Here is a 15104-nt window from a genome sequence, read left to right as displayed (position 1 = left end):
CGGCGGTGCGGCGACCCGACTTGACCCGCGATGCTCAACGTTTCATACAGCGCTGATAACGCTCATCAACGCGCTTGGCAAACCACGCCGTGGTCAGTTTGCGGTTGATCTTCGGGCTTTTCAGTTCGATCCCCGGTAGCTGCGCCCGCGCCACCGCCTTGCCCGCCGCACCGTCGGCCAGGGCATACACGCCCTTGTACAGGCGGGTGTCTTCGAATTCCAGGCTATCGCCCTTCTCCAGCTGGTTGCGGATGCTGACATTGCGCAAGTCCAGCTTCTGCCCCAGGCGCCTGGCCGCCTGCTCGGTGCTGCCGGGCATGATCGCCCCCGGCGCGATCAGGTCGCCGTCGAGCGCCAGCTTCACCCCGGTAGCGCGGCTCAGAGCACTCTGGAACGCCGCATTGCGGCTGGCGTACCAACCGGCATTGAAGTCGCCGAAGCGGTACAGCTGACGGTCATAGTGGGTGGGGTAACCGAGCAGGTGGGCGATGCCGAAATACATGCCGCCACGGCGGCTGAAGACCTCCTGGCGAATGGTTCCGGCATAGGTGTAGGGATAACCCTTGGCATGCTGCTCGGCAAAGTCGATGCTGACCTGCATCGGCCCGCCGGTACGCACCGGGTTCAAACCACCGAGCAGGGTCTTGCCCATGGGCAAGGCGCCGATCAGTTCGTCAAACAGGTCACTGAGCTGTTTTTCGCTGCGCACCGCATCAAGGCGCTGGCCGTAGGTTTTGCCACTTGCCGAGCGGGTCTGCAGGGTGGCGTCGATCAGCAGTTTGGGAATGTGCAGGCTGGCGGCGCGGCGGTCGATCTCTTGCCGGGCGATGCGACCCAGGCCCGGTACTTTCGGGTCGGCCTGGAAGGTTGATTCCTGCTCGGTGACCGCCAGTACCGCGCACAGGTTGCTCTTGCTGGCGCTGAGCTGCTGCGCGGCGAAGGCGCCCTGGATATCCCGCGCCCAACCTTCACGGTCGTTGGCGCTGGCCGGCAGCAGGCGCACGATCTGCGCGCGCACCTTGGCCGGGTCCTGCTCAGGGGCTTCACCCTGGGTGACGCAACCCTGAAGCGCCAGCAGCGCGCTGATCACAACCAGCCAACCGGTTACCTGCATAAGCCCTCCCGCCGCATCGGGCAATAGCTGCACAGTAGCGGCGCGCGGGCACGACTGCAATCAGCAGCCTGGTTTGCTCAGTTGCGTGCCGATGGTCACCGCCGTGATCGCCACCGGCTTGAAGCTCTGCAGGGCAGCCGGATCGAAGCTGCGCTCGCAGTTGTATTGGTTTTCCATGACGAAGTCTTCGCCCTTGTGCTTCTTCATCTCGTCTGCCCATTTGCTCGAGGCGGCGATGGCTGCGTCGTCGGTGAGCATGACCTCGGCCAGGACCTGGGTGAAGCCCACCGCATGCGGCCCTTCCCACAAGGCATACACCGATGGGTCGGCGGCGTTGCCACACATCTCCAGGCAGTCGGCGTAGAACTCCAGCGGGCCACCGGTGGATTCATGCAGGGCGGCGATGGTCAGCGGCTGGTTGGCCGCTGGCGCGAAGGTGCCGATGAACGAGCGGAGGTCGGCCTTGCAGGTCGGCGACAGCTGCAGGCGCAGGTCGTTGATGCTGCCGCCGGCGGCGTCGGCAGTAATTTCGCAGCCCTGTACCTTATAGGTGTGCTTGTCACCGAAGCTGGTGCGGGCAATGCCTGCGACCGACTCGAAGTACTTGAGGTTGGTGCCGAGCATTTCACCATTGAAGACCTGGGCAACGGTGGCCTGGGCCTGGGCAAACAAGGGCAGGCAGGCCAGGGCCAGGGTCGAGCCGATAGTCAGCAATGCACGCGGTTTCATCTGAACATCCTGTAAGTAATGAAGTGGCGCGCACTGTAATGCACAGCAGCGCGCAACACCACCACCTGCGGCTCAGGACAGGATGAGGTAGTCGCTGTACTGGGCCAAGGCTGCGTGTGGCCCCGGCTGCAGCGTCACATAGCGCCCGCCGACCTGGTCGACCACCACGCAGTCGTCGACATCCAGCAACGCGTCGGTGTGCGGTTTGCTCCAGTGCCGGGCCATCTGCTGCTTGCCCTTGGCCTTGGCTTGCTCTTTGTTGCTGGCGACCACCAGCAGGTAGTGATGCGCCTCACCAAAGCAGCCCGGCTCGTAACCGCCAAGGTTGATGAAGTACAGGCGCGGCTCGCCCGGCGCCGGTTGCAGGTCCGACCAGCCCAGCTTGAAGCCCTCTACCCCGTCGACCTCAAGCCAGGAGTCGATATGCAGGCCCTTGGCGCTGCCGAACCACTGCTCGCGCAACTGCGGGTAACAGGCCGCCAGCGACGGCCCGACGACAAAGGCCACATCGTGCACCTCGATCCTGGCCCGCGGGTGCTTGCCGCCGAGCATCACCACATACAGCATCGAAGGTGTAGCGCTCACGGCTGTTCGCCCACCATGTAGGTCTTGCTGATGTGGCGAAACTGTTCATGGGCCGAACTGCCCATCAATTCGAACACCACCATCTCGCGGGTGACGATCTGCGCCCCGGCGGCGCGCATGCGGGCAATGCCGGCGTCACGGTTGTGGGCACCGCGACAGTCGCAGGCATCCTCGACCACGAACACCTGCTTACCCAGCTCAAGCAGGCCGAGCACGCTTTGCAAGACGCAGATATGGGTTTCCATGCCGCAGACGATCACCTGCTCGCGGGCCAGCAGCGCTGCCGGCAGGCACTCGGCAGCCACGCAGGAAAAGTGCTGTTTCTCGACCACCGCAGCGCCGGGCGAAGCCTCCTTGAGCTGCGCCACGGTCGGCCCCAGGCCCTTGGGATACTGTTCGGAAAACACCGTCGGCAGGCCCAGGGTAGCGGTCGCCGCCAACAGCCAGCGGGTGCGTGCGAGGGTGCCGGCCGGGTCGCTGACCGCGCCAATGAGTTTTTCCTGAACATCGATGACCAGCAAGCTGGCCTGATTCGGCTTGATCAACATCCTCTGCCCCTGGGTTGCGGGTAAAGCCCAAGGCTCGCCCATCAGACCGCGCTGCGTCAATGCTCAAGCCGACAGCCGATGGGGCTCCAGGGCAGCGCTGAGCACGCCGAGCACGCGCGCTTCATGCTCGTGAATGAAGAAGTGGCCACCGGGGAAAATCTCCAGCGAGAAGTCGCCGACACTCTCCTGGCGCCAGGCCAGCAGTTGCTCTTCGCTGGCCTTGTCGTCTTCCCCGCCGAGCACATGCACGGGGCAACGCAGCGGCGGGCGCTGGCGATATACGTAGCGCCCGCACAAGAGGAAATCGGCGCGCAGCACCGGCAGGGTCAGGCTCATCAGCTCCTGATTGGCCAGCACCTCTTCCGGCGTGCCTTGCAAGGTGCGCAACTCGTCGATCAATACTTCATCGCTCTTGGGCTCGCGCCACTTGCCGCCGTCGTAGTCTTCACGCCGGGTGGGCGCAGCCGTGCCGCAGGCGAACAGCGCCACCGGCGGCGGACAGCCCAGCGCCTGCAGCTCGTGGGCCAGCTCGAAGGCCAGCAAGGCGCCCAGGCTGTGGCCGAGCAAGGCATACGGCTGGCTGGCCGCCAGCCGTTGCTCGCTGGCCAGCTGGCGGGCCAGCACCTGCATGTCGGTCAACAGCGGCTCGCCCAGGCGCGCGCCGCGCCCGGGCAGTTCCACCGGGCGCACCTGCAACCAGGCCGGCAGCTTGCGCCGCCAGCGGCTGTAGACCATGGCACTGGCGCCGGAATACGGCAGGCACAGCAGGGTCAATGCAGACACGGCCGCCCCTTACTGCGCCGCAGCGGTTTCGGCCATCTTCTGGCGCAGGCTCAAAGGACGCATATCGGTCCAGACTTCGTCGATGTAGGCCAGGCATTCTTTTTTCAGGCCGCTTTTGCCCACGGTCCGCCAGCCCGCCGGGATCGCCTTGTAGTCGGGCCAGATCGAATACTGCTCTTCGTGGTTGACCACCACCTGGAACACGATGTCTTCGCGGTCGAATACCGATGTCATTGCCTGTCTCCTCGATTGATTGGGCCCGTCACGCCAATGGCGTACGGTGGCTTTCAAGAGAACGAACGACAGGTGCAATAAATTAATCCGCGGTCACCAGCACACTGACCAGCTCACAACGCTGGAACGGTCCCGAAGCCTGGCTTTCGCCGCTGACCACTACCTGCACGCTGTAGGAGCCCGGCACCGGAGTGTCGAGCCAGGTACCGAGTTGACCGGCGCCGCTGCCCAGGTGCACCACCCGTTCCTGATGGGCGAGGATGTCCAGTTCCGGCAGCAAGGTATGGCGCAGCGCAGCCAGGCGCGCCAGGGGTTCGGCGATGCCCTGGGCGCGGTCGAACGGCAGCGCCTGCACGGTGTAGAGCTGGTCGTCGTATTTGATCAGGGCGTCGGCCAGGCTGATGGTCGGCCCCTGCACGATGGCATGGGCGCGGACATTGCTGAGCACTTCGCCACCGGCCTCCAGGTGCACCGTCAGCGGCAGCGGCTGGCCGGCCGTGTGCCGCACGGCCATCTCCACGCTCAGACGGATGTCGGCCAGGCCGCTGCGCACCGTTGCCCCGTGCTGCAACGCCCCGGCGGTGCAACTGATCGATTGCCCGCTGCCGGCGAACTCGACCTGCAGGTACCACTGCCCCGGTGCCGGCTGGGGAATATTGAAGATGACAAAACCGGCACCGATGATGCTCGGCGCCCGCGGGCTGACGGCGCCGCTGGGGTCGACCAGGCTTACTGAGAGCTGATTGCCGCGCGGGCTGGCGCTGGTGTAGCTGACTTCGCGGCGCGACCACACCAGCGACAACTGCGCAGCACCCGGGCGCTGGCCGATCACCACCGGAATCAACTGGTAGCCATGCTGGGCGATATCGCACAACTGGTTGTTCAGTAGCGCCGCCCTGGCACTGGAGGCGCGGATCTGGTTGTAGACCTTCATCAAGTCCACCGCCCGCGGCGCATAGAAGTAGCGACCACCGGTGCGTTGGGCAATTTGCTGCAACAGGTGCTGATCTGCCTGCGGGCCGAGGGCGCAGGCCATCACCGGGTAGATCGGCAGCACCTCCAGCGGTGGAGGCCCGTCATTATGCTGACCGTCGCTGAGCAGCACGCAGGCGCGGGACAGCCGCGAGGCGTCGAGAAAACTGCGACTGTGCTGCAGGCCCAGGCCGATGGCGCTGGACAGCCCGTCAAAGGCCAGCCCGGCGACCGCAGTGGCGGCGCTGGCGGTGATGTTGAGCAACGGGTCGACCGTGGCCAGGCCGCCGTTGCCGGTGAACACTGTGCGCGCCTTGTGGTCACAGGCGACCACCGCGAGCTTGTCACCGGCCTTGTGCAAGCGCAGGAACGCCTGGGTGTCGATCAGCGCCTGCTCGACGTGCCCATATTGGCTCATGCTTTCCGATATATCGATGATCGGCACAACTGAAACGGTGCTCATGCCCTGTGCTCCCTGCTCATGGGCTGTTTCTGGATCATAGCCACGGTGAATACCCTGTCAAACCGCTTAACTGACATAACGCCACCATTGGTCGCCTGAGGCTACGGCCGGCAAAAGTCGCCCGGGTAGCTATATTGAAGCGCTGAGCTTGCCCTCCGTCCGCAACCTTCAGAGGTGCCTATGTACACCATCGGATATGCAGCGCAACGGCCCGACGCGCCCCTCGCCCCCTTCCCGTTCGAACGCCGCGAACTGCGCGCCAACGATGTGGCCATGGAGATCCTCTACTGCGGGGTGTGCCACTCCGACCTGCACCAGGCCCGCGACGACTGGGGCATCAGCCGCTACCCGATCGTGCCCGGGCACGAGATCGTCGGCCGGGTCACGGCAATCGGCAGCGCAGTAAAACGCTACAAGGTCGGCGACGCCGTGGCGGTGGGGTGCATGGTCGACTCCTGCCAGCAGTGCGACCAATGCCGCAAGGGCGAAGAACAACTGTGCCGCGAGACCAACACCCAAACCTACAATGGCCTGGACCGCATCACCAGGGCGCCGACCTACGGCGGTTACTCCAAGCACCTTGTGGTGCGCGAGGAATTCGTCCTGCGCGTGCCCGAAGGCCTGGACCTGGCCAAGGCAGCGCCGCTGCTGTGCGCCGGGATCACCACCTACTCGCCGCTGCGCACCTGGAATGTCGGCCCCGGCAGCCGGGTGGCGGTGCTGGGCCTGGGCGGCCTGGGCCATATGGCGGTGAAACTGGCTGCTGGCATGGGCGCCGATGTCACCGTGGTCAGCCGCAGCGCCGACAAGCTCGCCGACGCCCTGGCCCTGGGTGCCGACAAGCTGCTGGTGTCTGCCGACGCCAAGGCCATGGCCAGCGCCCGTTCAAGCTTCGATCTGATCATCGACACCATCCCGGTGCGCCACGATGTGTCGCCCTACATGGCCTTGCTCGACATCGACGCCACCCTGGTGATCGTCGGCCAGGTCGGGCCGATCGACGAGCAACAGACCGTACCCTTGATCCTCGGCCGCCGGCGCCTGGCCGGCTCGCCGATTGGCGGGATTGCCCAGACTCAGGAAATGCTCGATTTCTGCGCCAAGAAGAACATCCTGCCCGACTGCGAAATGATCCGCATGGAGCAGATCAACGAGGCCTTCGAGCGCATGGAGCGCTCCGATGTGCGCTACCGCTTCGTCATCGACATGGCCTCATTGCAGGCGCCTGCCAAGACCTGACAGCGCCTCGGGGGCTCAGGTGTTGGACTTGAGCCTGGTCCACAGCCGTGTGCCCAGGCGGGCGATGGCCGGCGGCAGGTCTTCGACGGTGAAGAGTTTTTCCATCACGCGCTTGGGTGGGTAGATCGCCGCATCGTCCTTGACCGCCGGCGCCAGGAACGCATCCGCCGCGCTGTTAGGGTTGGCGTAGTGGATGCTGTTGCTGACGTTGGCGATCACCTGCGGGTCGAGCAGGTAGTTGAGGTAGGCGTAGGCGTTTTTCTCATGGGGCGCGCTCTTGGGGATGACCAACATGTCCATCCACAGGGTCGAGCCCTCCTCCGGGATCGAATAGGCGATCTCGATGCCATTGTTGGCTTCCCTGGCGCTGGCCGCGGCCTGGACCACGTCACCGTTGAAGCCGATCACCGCGCAGATATTGCCGTTGGCCAGGTCACTGATGTACTTGGAGGCATGAAAGTACTGCACATAGGGGCGGATCTTCAGCAGCGCCTGTTCGGCCTGCTTGTAGTGCGCAGGCGTGTGGCTGTGGTGCGGCAGGGCCAGGTAGTTGAGGGTGATCGGCAGGATCTGCGTCGGGTTGTCGATGATCGCCACGCCGCACTGGCTGAGCTTCTTAATGTTCTCAACGTCAAACAACAGCTTCCACGAACGGGTGACGTCGGTACTGCCGAAGATCGCCTTGATCCTCTCGACGTTGTAGCCAATGCCGGCGGTGCCCCACATATAGGGGAATCCATACTGGTTGCCCGGGTCGTTGACCTCGAGCTTTTTCATCAGCAGCGGGTCGAGATTCTGCCAGTTGGGCAACTGGCTGCGGTCCAGCGGCTGGATCGCCCCGGCCTTGATCAGCCGCGACATGAAGTGGTTGGAGGGGCTGACCACGTCATAGCCGGTGTTGCCGGTCATCAGCTTGGACTCGAGCACCTCGTTGCTGTCATGAATGTCGTAGGTGGCCTTGATACCGGTCGCCTTGGTGAAGCTGGGCAAGGTGTCGTCGGCGATGTAGCCGTTCCAGTTGGAGATGTTCACTTCTTCCACGGCCTGGGCGGCAGTGGCACAGGTGGCGAGCAAGGCAACCAGGGGCAGGGTTTTGCATGACATGATCAATCACCTTTTGGCGAGCTTTGTTTTTGTTGGGCTAGGTGGGGTCAGATTTCAGTCCTGGCTCGCAGCGCTTCCACGCGCATACGCAGCATGGCACCGATGTCGAGCAGCGGCTTGGGCGGTAGCCAGCCGGGTTGCGCGCGGGCCATGACCGAGGTCAGCAGCGGTGAGCTTTGGCCGCTGGCAAGCTCTGCCAGCAAGCGCCCCCACAGGGTGCCGCGGGCGACACCCGAACCATTGCAGCCGGCCACGGCAAACACGCCCTCCTCGACCCGGGCGAAATACGCCTGGCCGGAGCGCGAGGCGCTGAGGTGGCCGCTCCAGGTGAACTGGATATCTTCGGCGCCAAACCACGGAAAGCGCCGCTGCAGGCCGCGCAGGTGGTGCCGCTGACGCTGGGCCAGTTCACTCGGGTTGAGGTCGCGGGCACGGTATTCGGCAGTGTTGCGGATCATCACCCGGCGGTCCGGGGTCAGGCGTACTGTGGCGCCCAGCGGCCGGGTCGAGAGCACGCCCCAGGGCTCGACGTTGCCGATGGCGCGGAACTCGGCGTCGGTCATCGGCCGGGTGAGGCTGGCGCTGAGCTCCATGGCAAAGGTGGCGCTGTGATCGATGCCGGCACGCGGGATAAAAGCGTTCAGGCACACCAGCACCTGCTTGGCTTCGATACTGCCATCGGCAGTATTGGCGCGAATCCCGCCCTGGCCGAGGCGCTCAAGGCCGCTGATATCGGTGTCTTCGTACAGCGTGACACTGGCTGGCAATGCATCGAGCAAGCCTTTCACGTACTTGGCCGGTTGCAGCAAGGCATTGCCGTTGCCGCACCAGATCGCAGCCTGGTAATGACCGCTACCAAGCCTGTGCTTGAGCGCCGCGCCTTGCAGGAACTGCGCCTCGGCACCCACGGCACGCAGGGTTGCCAGCTTGGCTTCGACCTGGCTGAGTTTGTCTGGGTCGTTGACCGCAAAAAAGTAGCCGTCGTCACGAAACTCGCAGTCGATGTTGTGGCGCGCGATGCGCTGGCGCACTTCGTTGCTGGCGGCCTGGCCGATCGTGGTGTCGACTTCGTAGCCGGCAAAGCCCGGGCGCCCCAGTAGTTCGCTGTCTGCCGGGTGCTCATGGGCGACGACAAAACCGGAATTGCGCGCCGACGCGCCTTGCGCAGCGCTCTGGCGATCGACCACGACAACCCGCGCCTGCGGGTGCATCTCGGCCAGGGCATGGGCGGCGCTGAGCCCGGTGATGCCGGCGCCGATCACCAGCCAGTCGGCTTTTTGTGCGCCGCTCAGCCGAGCGCGTGCCGGTGAACTGCCCGCCAGGGCAATCCAGCCACATTGGTTTTTCATGCATTACCTCTCGACCTGTATGCACACAGCGCATGGACGTTTTATGCTGGTGGCGGTTGCCATGGCCAGAATTTAAAAGGTCTGTGCCGATTCAACCAACGTTATAAATTCATCGGGGCATTCGAAAAACGCATGGATAAAGTTCGCCACCTGCCTTCACTGCAAGCCCTGCAGGCGCTGGTCGCCGTTGCCGATGCAGGCAGCTTCACCCAGGCCGCGCACCGCCTGTGCCTGACCCAGAGCGCGGTGAGCCGCAAGATTCAGTTGCTGGAGAGCCACTTTGGCGTGGCCATGTTCGTGCGCAGCAGCCGCAGCCTGCAGCTCACTGCCGAGGGCGAGCAGGTACTGGCCAGCGCGCGGAGCATTCTCGAGCAACTGCAAAGCCTTGAACAACGCCTGTCGCCGCAACAGCGCCCGTTCCGCATCCGCATGCATGTGTCGCTGGCGGTGCGCTGGCTGCTGCCGCGGCTCAACGAGTTCTATCGCTTGCACCCGGACATCTCGCTGGCGATCGAGACCGTGGCCACAGAGCTTGTCGAGCCGGGCAGTGAAAGCGATGCCTACATCGTTTACCTGCCGGCGCCATCCAGCGATCCTGCCTGCACGACGCTGTTCGAGGAAACCCTGGTGCCGGTGTGCAAACCCGGCCTGGGGCTGGGCTCAGAGGCCGGCCTGAGCCGCTTCGCCTTGCTCCATGGCTCCACCGACCAGCAGACCTGGAGCCAATGGCTGGCGGTGCGGGGTAACAAGGCGCTGGCGGATTACCGGCACCTGCCCTTCAACCTCGACGAACTGGCCCTGGATGCGGCAGCGCGTGGCCTGGGGGTGGCGATGACCGACCTGACTCTGGCGCAGGAGTCGATCGATCGTGGCGTGCTGGTCGTGCCGTTCGGCCAGCCGCTGAAAACCGGCGGGGTCTATTCGTTGTGCCTGCAGGCGGCAGGGGCCGGGCATCCGGCGTGTGCGCTGGTGATGCAGTGGTTTGCCGAGCAGAGCGGTGGCTGATCCTGTTACATTCTGTGCCTACTCCACCTTCTAGAGCCTGAAAATGGATCTTCACGCACTGCTTGCCTTCACCCTGGTTGCCGCGATTGCCATCGCCAGCCCTGGCCCCGCCACGCTGATGGCGATCAACAACAGCCTGGCCTATGGGCCGCGTTTCGCGGTGTGGTCTTCACTGGGCAATGCCAGCGGGCTGTTCTGCCTGTCAGCGGCGGCCATGCTCGGCCTCGGTGCCCTGCTGGCCAGCTCCGAATGGCTGTTCAACGCGGTGAAGATCCTCGGCGCCGGCTACCTGTTCTACCTCGGTGCCAAACAGCTGATGAAAAAGAGCCCGATGCTGGCGAGCGACGTTGCCGCAGGCCAGGAACAGGTCAAGCCATCGCGCTTGAAGCTGTACAAATCGGCGTTCCTCACCGCTGCCACCAACCCCAAGGCAACGATGTTCTTCACCGCGCTGTTCCCGCAGTTCATCGACCAGAGCGCCGCGCTGCTGCCGCAGTTCCTGATCCTCACGGCGATCTTCATGGCCTTGTCGCTGACCTCGCTAAGCCTGTACGCCGCCCTCGCCTCGCGGGCCAAGGGCGTCCTGACCCGGCCGGCGTTCTCACGCTGGGTCAGCCGGGTGGTGGGTTCGACGTTTATCTGCTTTGGCGCGGCGATCCTGACCATGCGCCGTCAGGGCGCTTGATCCGCAGAGCAGCGTAAACCTTGTGGGCGCTGGCCTTGCCAGCGATCGAACGGGTAGCGGTCGCAAATCGGGCAATAATTGATGTGTTGACTGAAACGGCCGCATCACACCACGCTGGCGCGCTGCAGGCTGCTGACATGCCCCACTCCGGCCGCCTGTAGGCGGCTGACCAGATCGGCACGAGCCGCGCCGCCGCCGGCGCGGATGTATTCAAGCTCCGCCGCGGTGATCAGCACCACCGGTACCAAGGTGACGGGCGATAGCGGCATGTCTTGAAGGCGGGTCGGGAAGTCTGGCGCCGGGCCGCCCAACAGTACACCGATGCTGTCGTCGTCGGTGACGAAGTGTTTGGGCACCTGACTGGCTATGTGGTGCGATTCACTGAACCCGGGCAGTTCCAGGGACAGCGCGCCGTAGCGCTCCAACTGCTGGGTGATGCCACCGGCATCGGCCACGGTCTTGGCGATGTTCTCGATCAGCTCGAAGGCCCAGCTGCCCTTGAACGGGTCGACTTCGCCCAACGGCCCACGGGCATGTTCGGGAATGTCCGGGGTTTCGACGAACAACTCCATCTCGAAACCATTGCCCTGCCCCTGGTCATCGTCGAAGGGGTCGGACAAGCCTTCGGTTGCCAGGATGATCGAGTCGCCACGGCGCACCACGCGGTAGGCCTGGCGGGTCGAGGGCCAGTGCGGGCCACCGGCAAAGCTGGGGCTGATGAGGTAGGCCAGGACATCGCGCTCCACTGTGCCGACACTGCTCCAGTGACGATCCAGGCAGGCTTCGCTGGCAAGCCTGGCGGCCTGGTTGTCGGCTTCAGCTTGCAGGATTGGCGGGGTTTCCTGGGACGCTGGCTGTTTAAATGCGTCGAGCAGTTTTTTGAAGATGTTCATCGGCGATCCTTGCGAAGTGGACAGCAATGCTAACCACTCACTAGCATCCGTACTACCCTTGGCCAACCAGCAAACCGATCTGATGCCTCCTGCGCTGAAAACCTGCTGGCCCTCAAGCTGGCGCAACGTGCCCGGCATTGACTACAGCGCGCTGACCCTCGACCTGCAGGCCCTTGTGCCGAAAGCCGGCGACAAGACCTGGGCGCAGTTCGACCGGCACGATGCTGTGCAGGCTGGCGAGACCGTGCAACTGCTATGGTGCCCGCCGCTGTCCGCCGTCAATGGCTGGAGCGAGCAGCCTTCGGAAATTGCCCAGAGCTACTTGCTCAAGGCAAAGGTGCTCTGCAGCAGGGGCGACAGCCATGAACTCGACATCCTTGGTAGCGAGCAACTACTGCCCATGCTCAGGTCGCTGCCACACGAGCAGAGCGCCTGGTCGCTGGGGCAAATCGCTACTGAACAAGGGCCGATCATTGCCCTGGAGGAAGCCTGCTGGAGTGCCAGCGCGGTGGTCGGGGGGCTGATCTACCTGAGTGCCTGCACGCCGTTTGAAGCGCATATGGAACTGCTGCTCGAGGTGACAGGCGATGAGGTTTTCGGGCTGTTCTCGGCGCATGTCGACCCGGGCGGCGCTTTCTATTCGTTTGGCCGGCGCACGCTGGAAGGTCGGGAGCTCATGGCGGTTGAGCAGGCGCTGAAGGTTGCTCGGCCACTCAAAGACCTACACGACAACTACCTGCGAAGCTAGGGTTTGTACGAAAAGTCGCCGAGCGGCGATCAGGCAAGGCGAAAACAGGCGAGGAAGCGGAGTTTACGAGTTGTAAATGAGCATTCCGAGCCTGTTTTCAACGCAGCATGATCGTCGCGCAGGCACTTTTCGTACAAAGCCTAAGGGCCTACTGGCCAAGCAACTCCCGCGACATCAACCACTGCGCCTTGCCCCACGCCTCGAACTGCTCGCGCACGCTCCAGCCGCGTTTGGCGTAGTACGCGCTCTGGTCATGGGTGTGCAGGTACAGGGTGGCCACGCCGCGCTCCCGGGCCTGCTGGCAGATTCCTTCAATCAGTTTTTCCGCCAGGCCTTGCCCGCGCGCTTGCGGTTCAACCAGCACACACGCAAGCCAGGGCCCAAGCTCCGGGCGCCCGGGCAAGTCGTCGCGAGCCAGCGCGGCACCGCCAAGCAAGCGGCCGTCTTGCAGCGCCACCAGGCATTGCCAGTCGCCATTGCGCTGGCCCTCGGCAAACTCGCGCTGCCATTGCTTGAGCGGGATACCGGCGTATTCGTAGCTGAATTGCCGGTACAGCCGCTCAGCGAAGGTGTCGCAGTGCTGCATGTGCTGTTCAAGCCATTCCAGGTTCGGCATGTGATGTCCTTTTTTGTATTTTGGCTCAGGCGCCAGAGCGCTCGGGCAACAGGCTACGGTCAAACACGAACGGCGTCTCGGCTTTTGGCGTGTGTTCGAACAGTTGCTGCGGCCGGCCCATTTTCGGGAAGTTCTTTTCGCCGGTGTCGCGAATCCAGCCTTCGTCCTTCATGCGCTCCAGGCGCTTGCGCAGGGAGGTGTTGTTGACCGGGTGACCCAGGCAAGCCTGCACCGCGTTCAAGGCATCGAGCACGGTGAATCGCTCCGGCGCCAGGTACAGCGGCAGGTTGGTGTACACCGCCTTGGAGGCCAGGCGCTCGCAGGCCAGTTGCACCAGCAGGTTGTGGTCGAACGGCAGTACCCGCTTGCGGCCGATGACGCTGGCGACGTCGACAAAGCACAGCTGCTCGCTGCCGGCCTCGACCTGCGGGCCCAGCAAGGCCAGGTAGTAGGTGCTCATCGACCAGCCGCGCGGGTCGCGAAAGGCATTGCCTTCGGTGCCCACCTGTTCCAGGTGACGCGGCAAAATCCGCGCTTTTTCGCTCATCGCCCGGTCCGCCGCGGCCGCCAGGGTGTTGTCCGGGGTGCGGCCGTTGACGATCACCCCCGGCAGCGCCCATTCACCTTCGTGGGGCGCGCGCTCGCGCCGGTACAGCAACACTTGCAGCTGTTTGCTTTCGGGATGCAGGCGCAACGCGACGATGTCGACGCTGGCCAGTACTTCTGCAGCACTCACTGTGGACTCCTATACACCTCAAACTCGTCAACGATGTCGGCCAGGCACCAGGCCGCCGGCAGCGCCTGGCCACTGCGCAGGCCGGCGCGGATCGCCGAGCTGTGCACGCCCAGTTGCTCCTCGGCTACCAGCAGGCCGAAGTCCGCCAGCAGTTCCTGGCCTCGGTAAAAGCCCGCGACATTGGCCTGGTTATCCTCGCCGATGACCAGGGCGATATCAGCGCGGGCAATACCGCTGCGCTCGCTCAAGGCACAGAGCAAATCATAGCTGTACACCGCCCCGCCCTCGCCGCCCAGCTCTCGCTCCACCGCCGAGCAACTGACCCGCGGGTTATCCAGGCGCGCGATCAGCCGTTGCAACCAGCGCCAGCGCAGGTCGAAGTCGACCATGCGCTTGCCATGGGCATGCCGGTAACTGGGCACCACGAGCACCTGCTCGGCCCACTGCAGCGCCCGGGTGATCACGCTCAAATGCCCGGGGTGCGGCGGGTCAAAGGCCCCACCGTAGACCGCCAGGCGAAACCGTACCGGAGCCGACTCATATATTTCACTATGCATACTATATCCACCATGATTGCTTGTAAAAAGAAAAAGCGGTTGACATACATATTACACCTAGTGAATTATGTGTCCACACCCAGCGCAGGAGGCACCGCATGAAAATCGCCAGCTTCGATGTCGACGCCCAGAACGGCTTCACCGACAACGCCCCCAATGAGTTACCGGTACCCGGCGGCGCCGAGATCGCCCCGGCCCTCAACGCCATGGCCGAACGCGCCAGCCTGCGCATCGGCAGCAAGGATGCGCACACGCCAAAAGCCGCCTGGGTGGTCGGCAGCCACGCCGAGATGCTGCAGCCGCTGGGCATGGCCAACGCCGACCTGACCTGGGTCAGCCACTGCGTACCGGGCACGCCGGGCTTCGAGCTGCTGGCCGGCCTGCCCGCGCCGATCGACTACGACTTTTTCGTGTGGAAAGGCATCGAGCCCGACCTGCACCCTTACGGCGCCTGCTACCACGACCTGGCCAACCGCCGCTCCACCGGAGTCATCGAATACCTCAAGGTGCATGGCGTGCAGGCGGTGATCGTCGGCGGCCTGGCCCTGGATTTCTGCGTCAAGAACACCGCCCTGCAATTGCAGGCTGCAGGCTTGCAGGTGTTTCTCTATCAACCGGCGTGCCGGGCGATTTGTGCCCAGGGCGGCGCCGAGGCCCTGGCCGAGATGACCGGGCACGGCGTGATCGCCTGCGCCGACCTCGCCAGCCTCGACCAGCAACTGAACGCATTCAAGGGAGCATGAA

General features: G+C 64.2%; 18 protein-coding genes. 5 read left to right on the top strand and 13 right to left on the bottom strand.

From position 1 onward, the window contains the following. Nucleotides 1-34 precede the first annotated feature (34 nt). The 7 genes from BLR26_RS12880 to BLR26_RS12850 all read right to left on the bottom strand — a co-directional run bounded on the left by BLR26_RS12880 (nucleotide 35) and on the right by BLR26_RS12850 (nucleotide 5428). Complete coding sequence (locus BLR26_RS12880; protein WP_093381072.1) at nucleotides 35-1114, bottom strand: DUF1615 domain-containing protein; 1080 nt, start codon at nucleotides 1112-1114, stop codon at nucleotides 35-37. Nucleotides 1115-1174: 60 nt separating this feature from the next. Beyond that, nucleotides 1175-1843 carry a hypothetical protein gene (locus BLR26_RS12875; RefSeq protein WP_093381070.1) on the bottom strand — a complete coding sequence of 223 codons (669 nt, stop codon included), beginning with the start codon at nucleotides 1841-1843 and terminating at the stop codon, nucleotides 1175-1177. Nucleotides 1844-1915: 72 nt separating this feature from the next. Further along, nucleotides 1916-2410 (bottom strand): DUF1543 domain-containing protein, encoded by a 495-nt coding sequence (locus BLR26_RS12870; RefSeq protein WP_093381067.1) that lies wholly within the window; start codon nucleotides 2408-2410, stop codon nucleotides 1916-1918. A 14-nt stretch (nucleotides 2411-2424) separates the two neighbouring features. Beyond that, the gene (locus BLR26_RS12865; RefSeq protein WP_093381064.1) at nucleotides 2425-2976 is read right to left on the bottom strand and encodes a hydrolase; all 552 of its coding nucleotides are present in this window, start codon (nucleotides 2974-2976) and stop codon (nucleotides 2425-2427) included. A gap of 63 nt (nucleotides 2977-3039) precedes the next feature. After that, complete coding sequence (locus BLR26_RS12860) at nucleotides 3040-3759, bottom strand: thioesterase II family protein (RefSeq protein WP_045194635.1); 720 nt, start codon at nucleotides 3757-3759, stop codon at nucleotides 3040-3042. Between the two features lie 9 nt (nucleotides 3760-3768). Further along, nucleotides 3769-3993, bottom strand: coding sequence for an MbtH family protein (locus BLR26_RS12855; RefSeq protein WP_038994517.1), 225 nt, complete (start codon nucleotides 3991-3993; stop codon nucleotides 3769-3771). 82 nt (nucleotides 3994-4075) lie between these two features. Then, nucleotides 4076-5428 carry a vWA domain-containing protein gene (locus BLR26_RS12850; RefSeq protein WP_093381061.1) on the bottom strand — a complete coding sequence of 451 codons (1353 nt, stop codon included), beginning with the start codon at nucleotides 5426-5428 and terminating at the stop codon, nucleotides 4076-4078. A 180-nt stretch (nucleotides 5429-5608) separates the two neighbouring features. Here BLR26_RS12850 and BLR26_RS12845 point away from each other — a divergent pair, with 180 nt between their 5' ends. Then, nucleotides 5609-6667, top strand: a complete 1059-nt coding sequence (locus BLR26_RS12845) for an NAD(P)-dependent alcohol dehydrogenase (protein ID WP_093381058.1) — start codon at nucleotides 5609-5611, stop codon at nucleotides 6665-6667. A gap of 15 nt (nucleotides 6668-6682) precedes the next feature. On the opposite strand, the gene BLR26_RS12840 is transcribed toward BLR26_RS12845, so the two are convergent. Next, nucleotides 6683-7771: a polyamine ABC transporter substrate-binding protein gene (locus BLR26_RS12840; protein WP_093381055.1), complete on the bottom strand. Its 1089-nt coding sequence runs from the start codon at nucleotides 7769-7771 to the stop codon at nucleotides 6683-6685. A 47-nt stretch (nucleotides 7772-7818) separates the two neighbouring features. Further along, entirely contained in the window at nucleotides 7819-9120 is a 1302-nt protein-coding gene (locus BLR26_RS12835) for an NAD(P)/FAD-dependent oxidoreductase (protein WP_093381052.1), read from the bottom strand. A gap of 132 nt (nucleotides 9121-9252) precedes the next feature. Here BLR26_RS12835 and BLR26_RS12830 point away from each other — a divergent pair, with 132 nt between their 5' ends. Together BLR26_RS12830 and BLR26_RS12825 are read left to right on the top strand one after the other, a co-directional pair. Then, nucleotides 9253-10125 carry a LysR family transcriptional regulator gene (locus BLR26_RS12830; protein ID WP_093381050.1) on the top strand — a complete coding sequence of 291 codons (873 nt, stop codon included), beginning with the start codon at nucleotides 9253-9255 and terminating at the stop codon, nucleotides 10123-10125. A gap of 43 nt (nucleotides 10126-10168) precedes the next feature. Further along, a complete protein-coding gene (locus tag BLR26_RS12825) occupies nucleotides 10169-10810 on the top strand; it encodes a LysE family translocator (RefSeq protein WP_045194649.1) in 642 nt (213 codons plus the stop codon). A 104-nt stretch (nucleotides 10811-10914) separates the two neighbouring features. Here the strand turns inward: BLR26_RS12825 and BLR26_RS12820 are convergent, their stop codons facing one another. Further along, entirely contained in the window at nucleotides 10915-11703 is a 789-nt protein-coding gene (locus BLR26_RS12820; protein WP_093381047.1) for a suppressor of fused domain protein, read from the bottom strand. A gap of 82 nt (nucleotides 11704-11785) precedes the next feature. Here BLR26_RS12820 and BLR26_RS12815 point away from each other — a divergent pair, with 82 nt between their 5' ends. Further along, nucleotides 11786-12451, top strand: a complete 666-nt coding sequence (locus tag BLR26_RS12815; protein ID WP_256326713.1) for a hypothetical protein — start codon at nucleotides 11786-11788, stop codon at nucleotides 12449-12451. A gap of 148 nt (nucleotides 12452-12599) precedes the next feature. Here BLR26_RS12815 and BLR26_RS12810 read toward each other — a convergent pair whose 3' ends face one another. Genes BLR26_RS12810 through BLR26_RS12800 form a run of 3 tightly spaced genes read right to left on the bottom strand, consistent with a single transcriptional unit; the run spans nucleotide 12600 to nucleotide 14360 of the window. Beyond that, entirely contained in the window at nucleotides 12600-13067 is a 468-nt protein-coding gene (locus BLR26_RS12810; RefSeq protein ID WP_093381044.1) for a GNAT family N-acetyltransferase, read from the bottom strand. Nucleotides 13068-13092: 25 nt separating this feature from the next. After that, entirely contained in the window at nucleotides 13093-13803 is a 711-nt protein-coding gene (locus tag BLR26_RS12805) for an NrtR DNA-binding winged helix domain-containing protein (protein WP_093381042.1), read from the bottom strand. Then, nucleotides 13800-14360, bottom strand: a complete 561-nt coding sequence (locus BLR26_RS12800) for an adenylyltransferase/cytidyltransferase family protein (protein ID WP_093381040.1) — start codon at nucleotides 14358-14360, stop codon at nucleotides 13800-13802. The genes BLR26_RS12805 and BLR26_RS12800 overlap by 4 nt, the downstream gene beginning before the upstream one ends. Before the next feature lie 98 nt (nucleotides 14361-14458). Here BLR26_RS12800 and BLR26_RS12795 point away from each other — a divergent pair, with 98 nt between their 5' ends. Further along, nucleotides 14459-15103 (top strand): nicotinamidase, encoded by a 645-nt coding sequence (locus BLR26_RS12795; protein ID WP_093381037.1) that lies wholly within the window; start codon nucleotides 14459-14461, stop codon nucleotides 15101-15103. Nucleotide 15104: the final 1 nt, after the last annotated feature.

This window comes from Pseudomonas sp. UC 17F4 (assembly GCF_900101695.1).
In the GTDB taxonomy this organism is placed as follows: Bacteria; Pseudomonadota; Gammaproteobacteria; order Pseudomonadales; family Pseudomonadaceae; genus Aquipseudomonas.
This window is presented reverse-complemented; position numbering and strand designations above follow the sequence as displayed.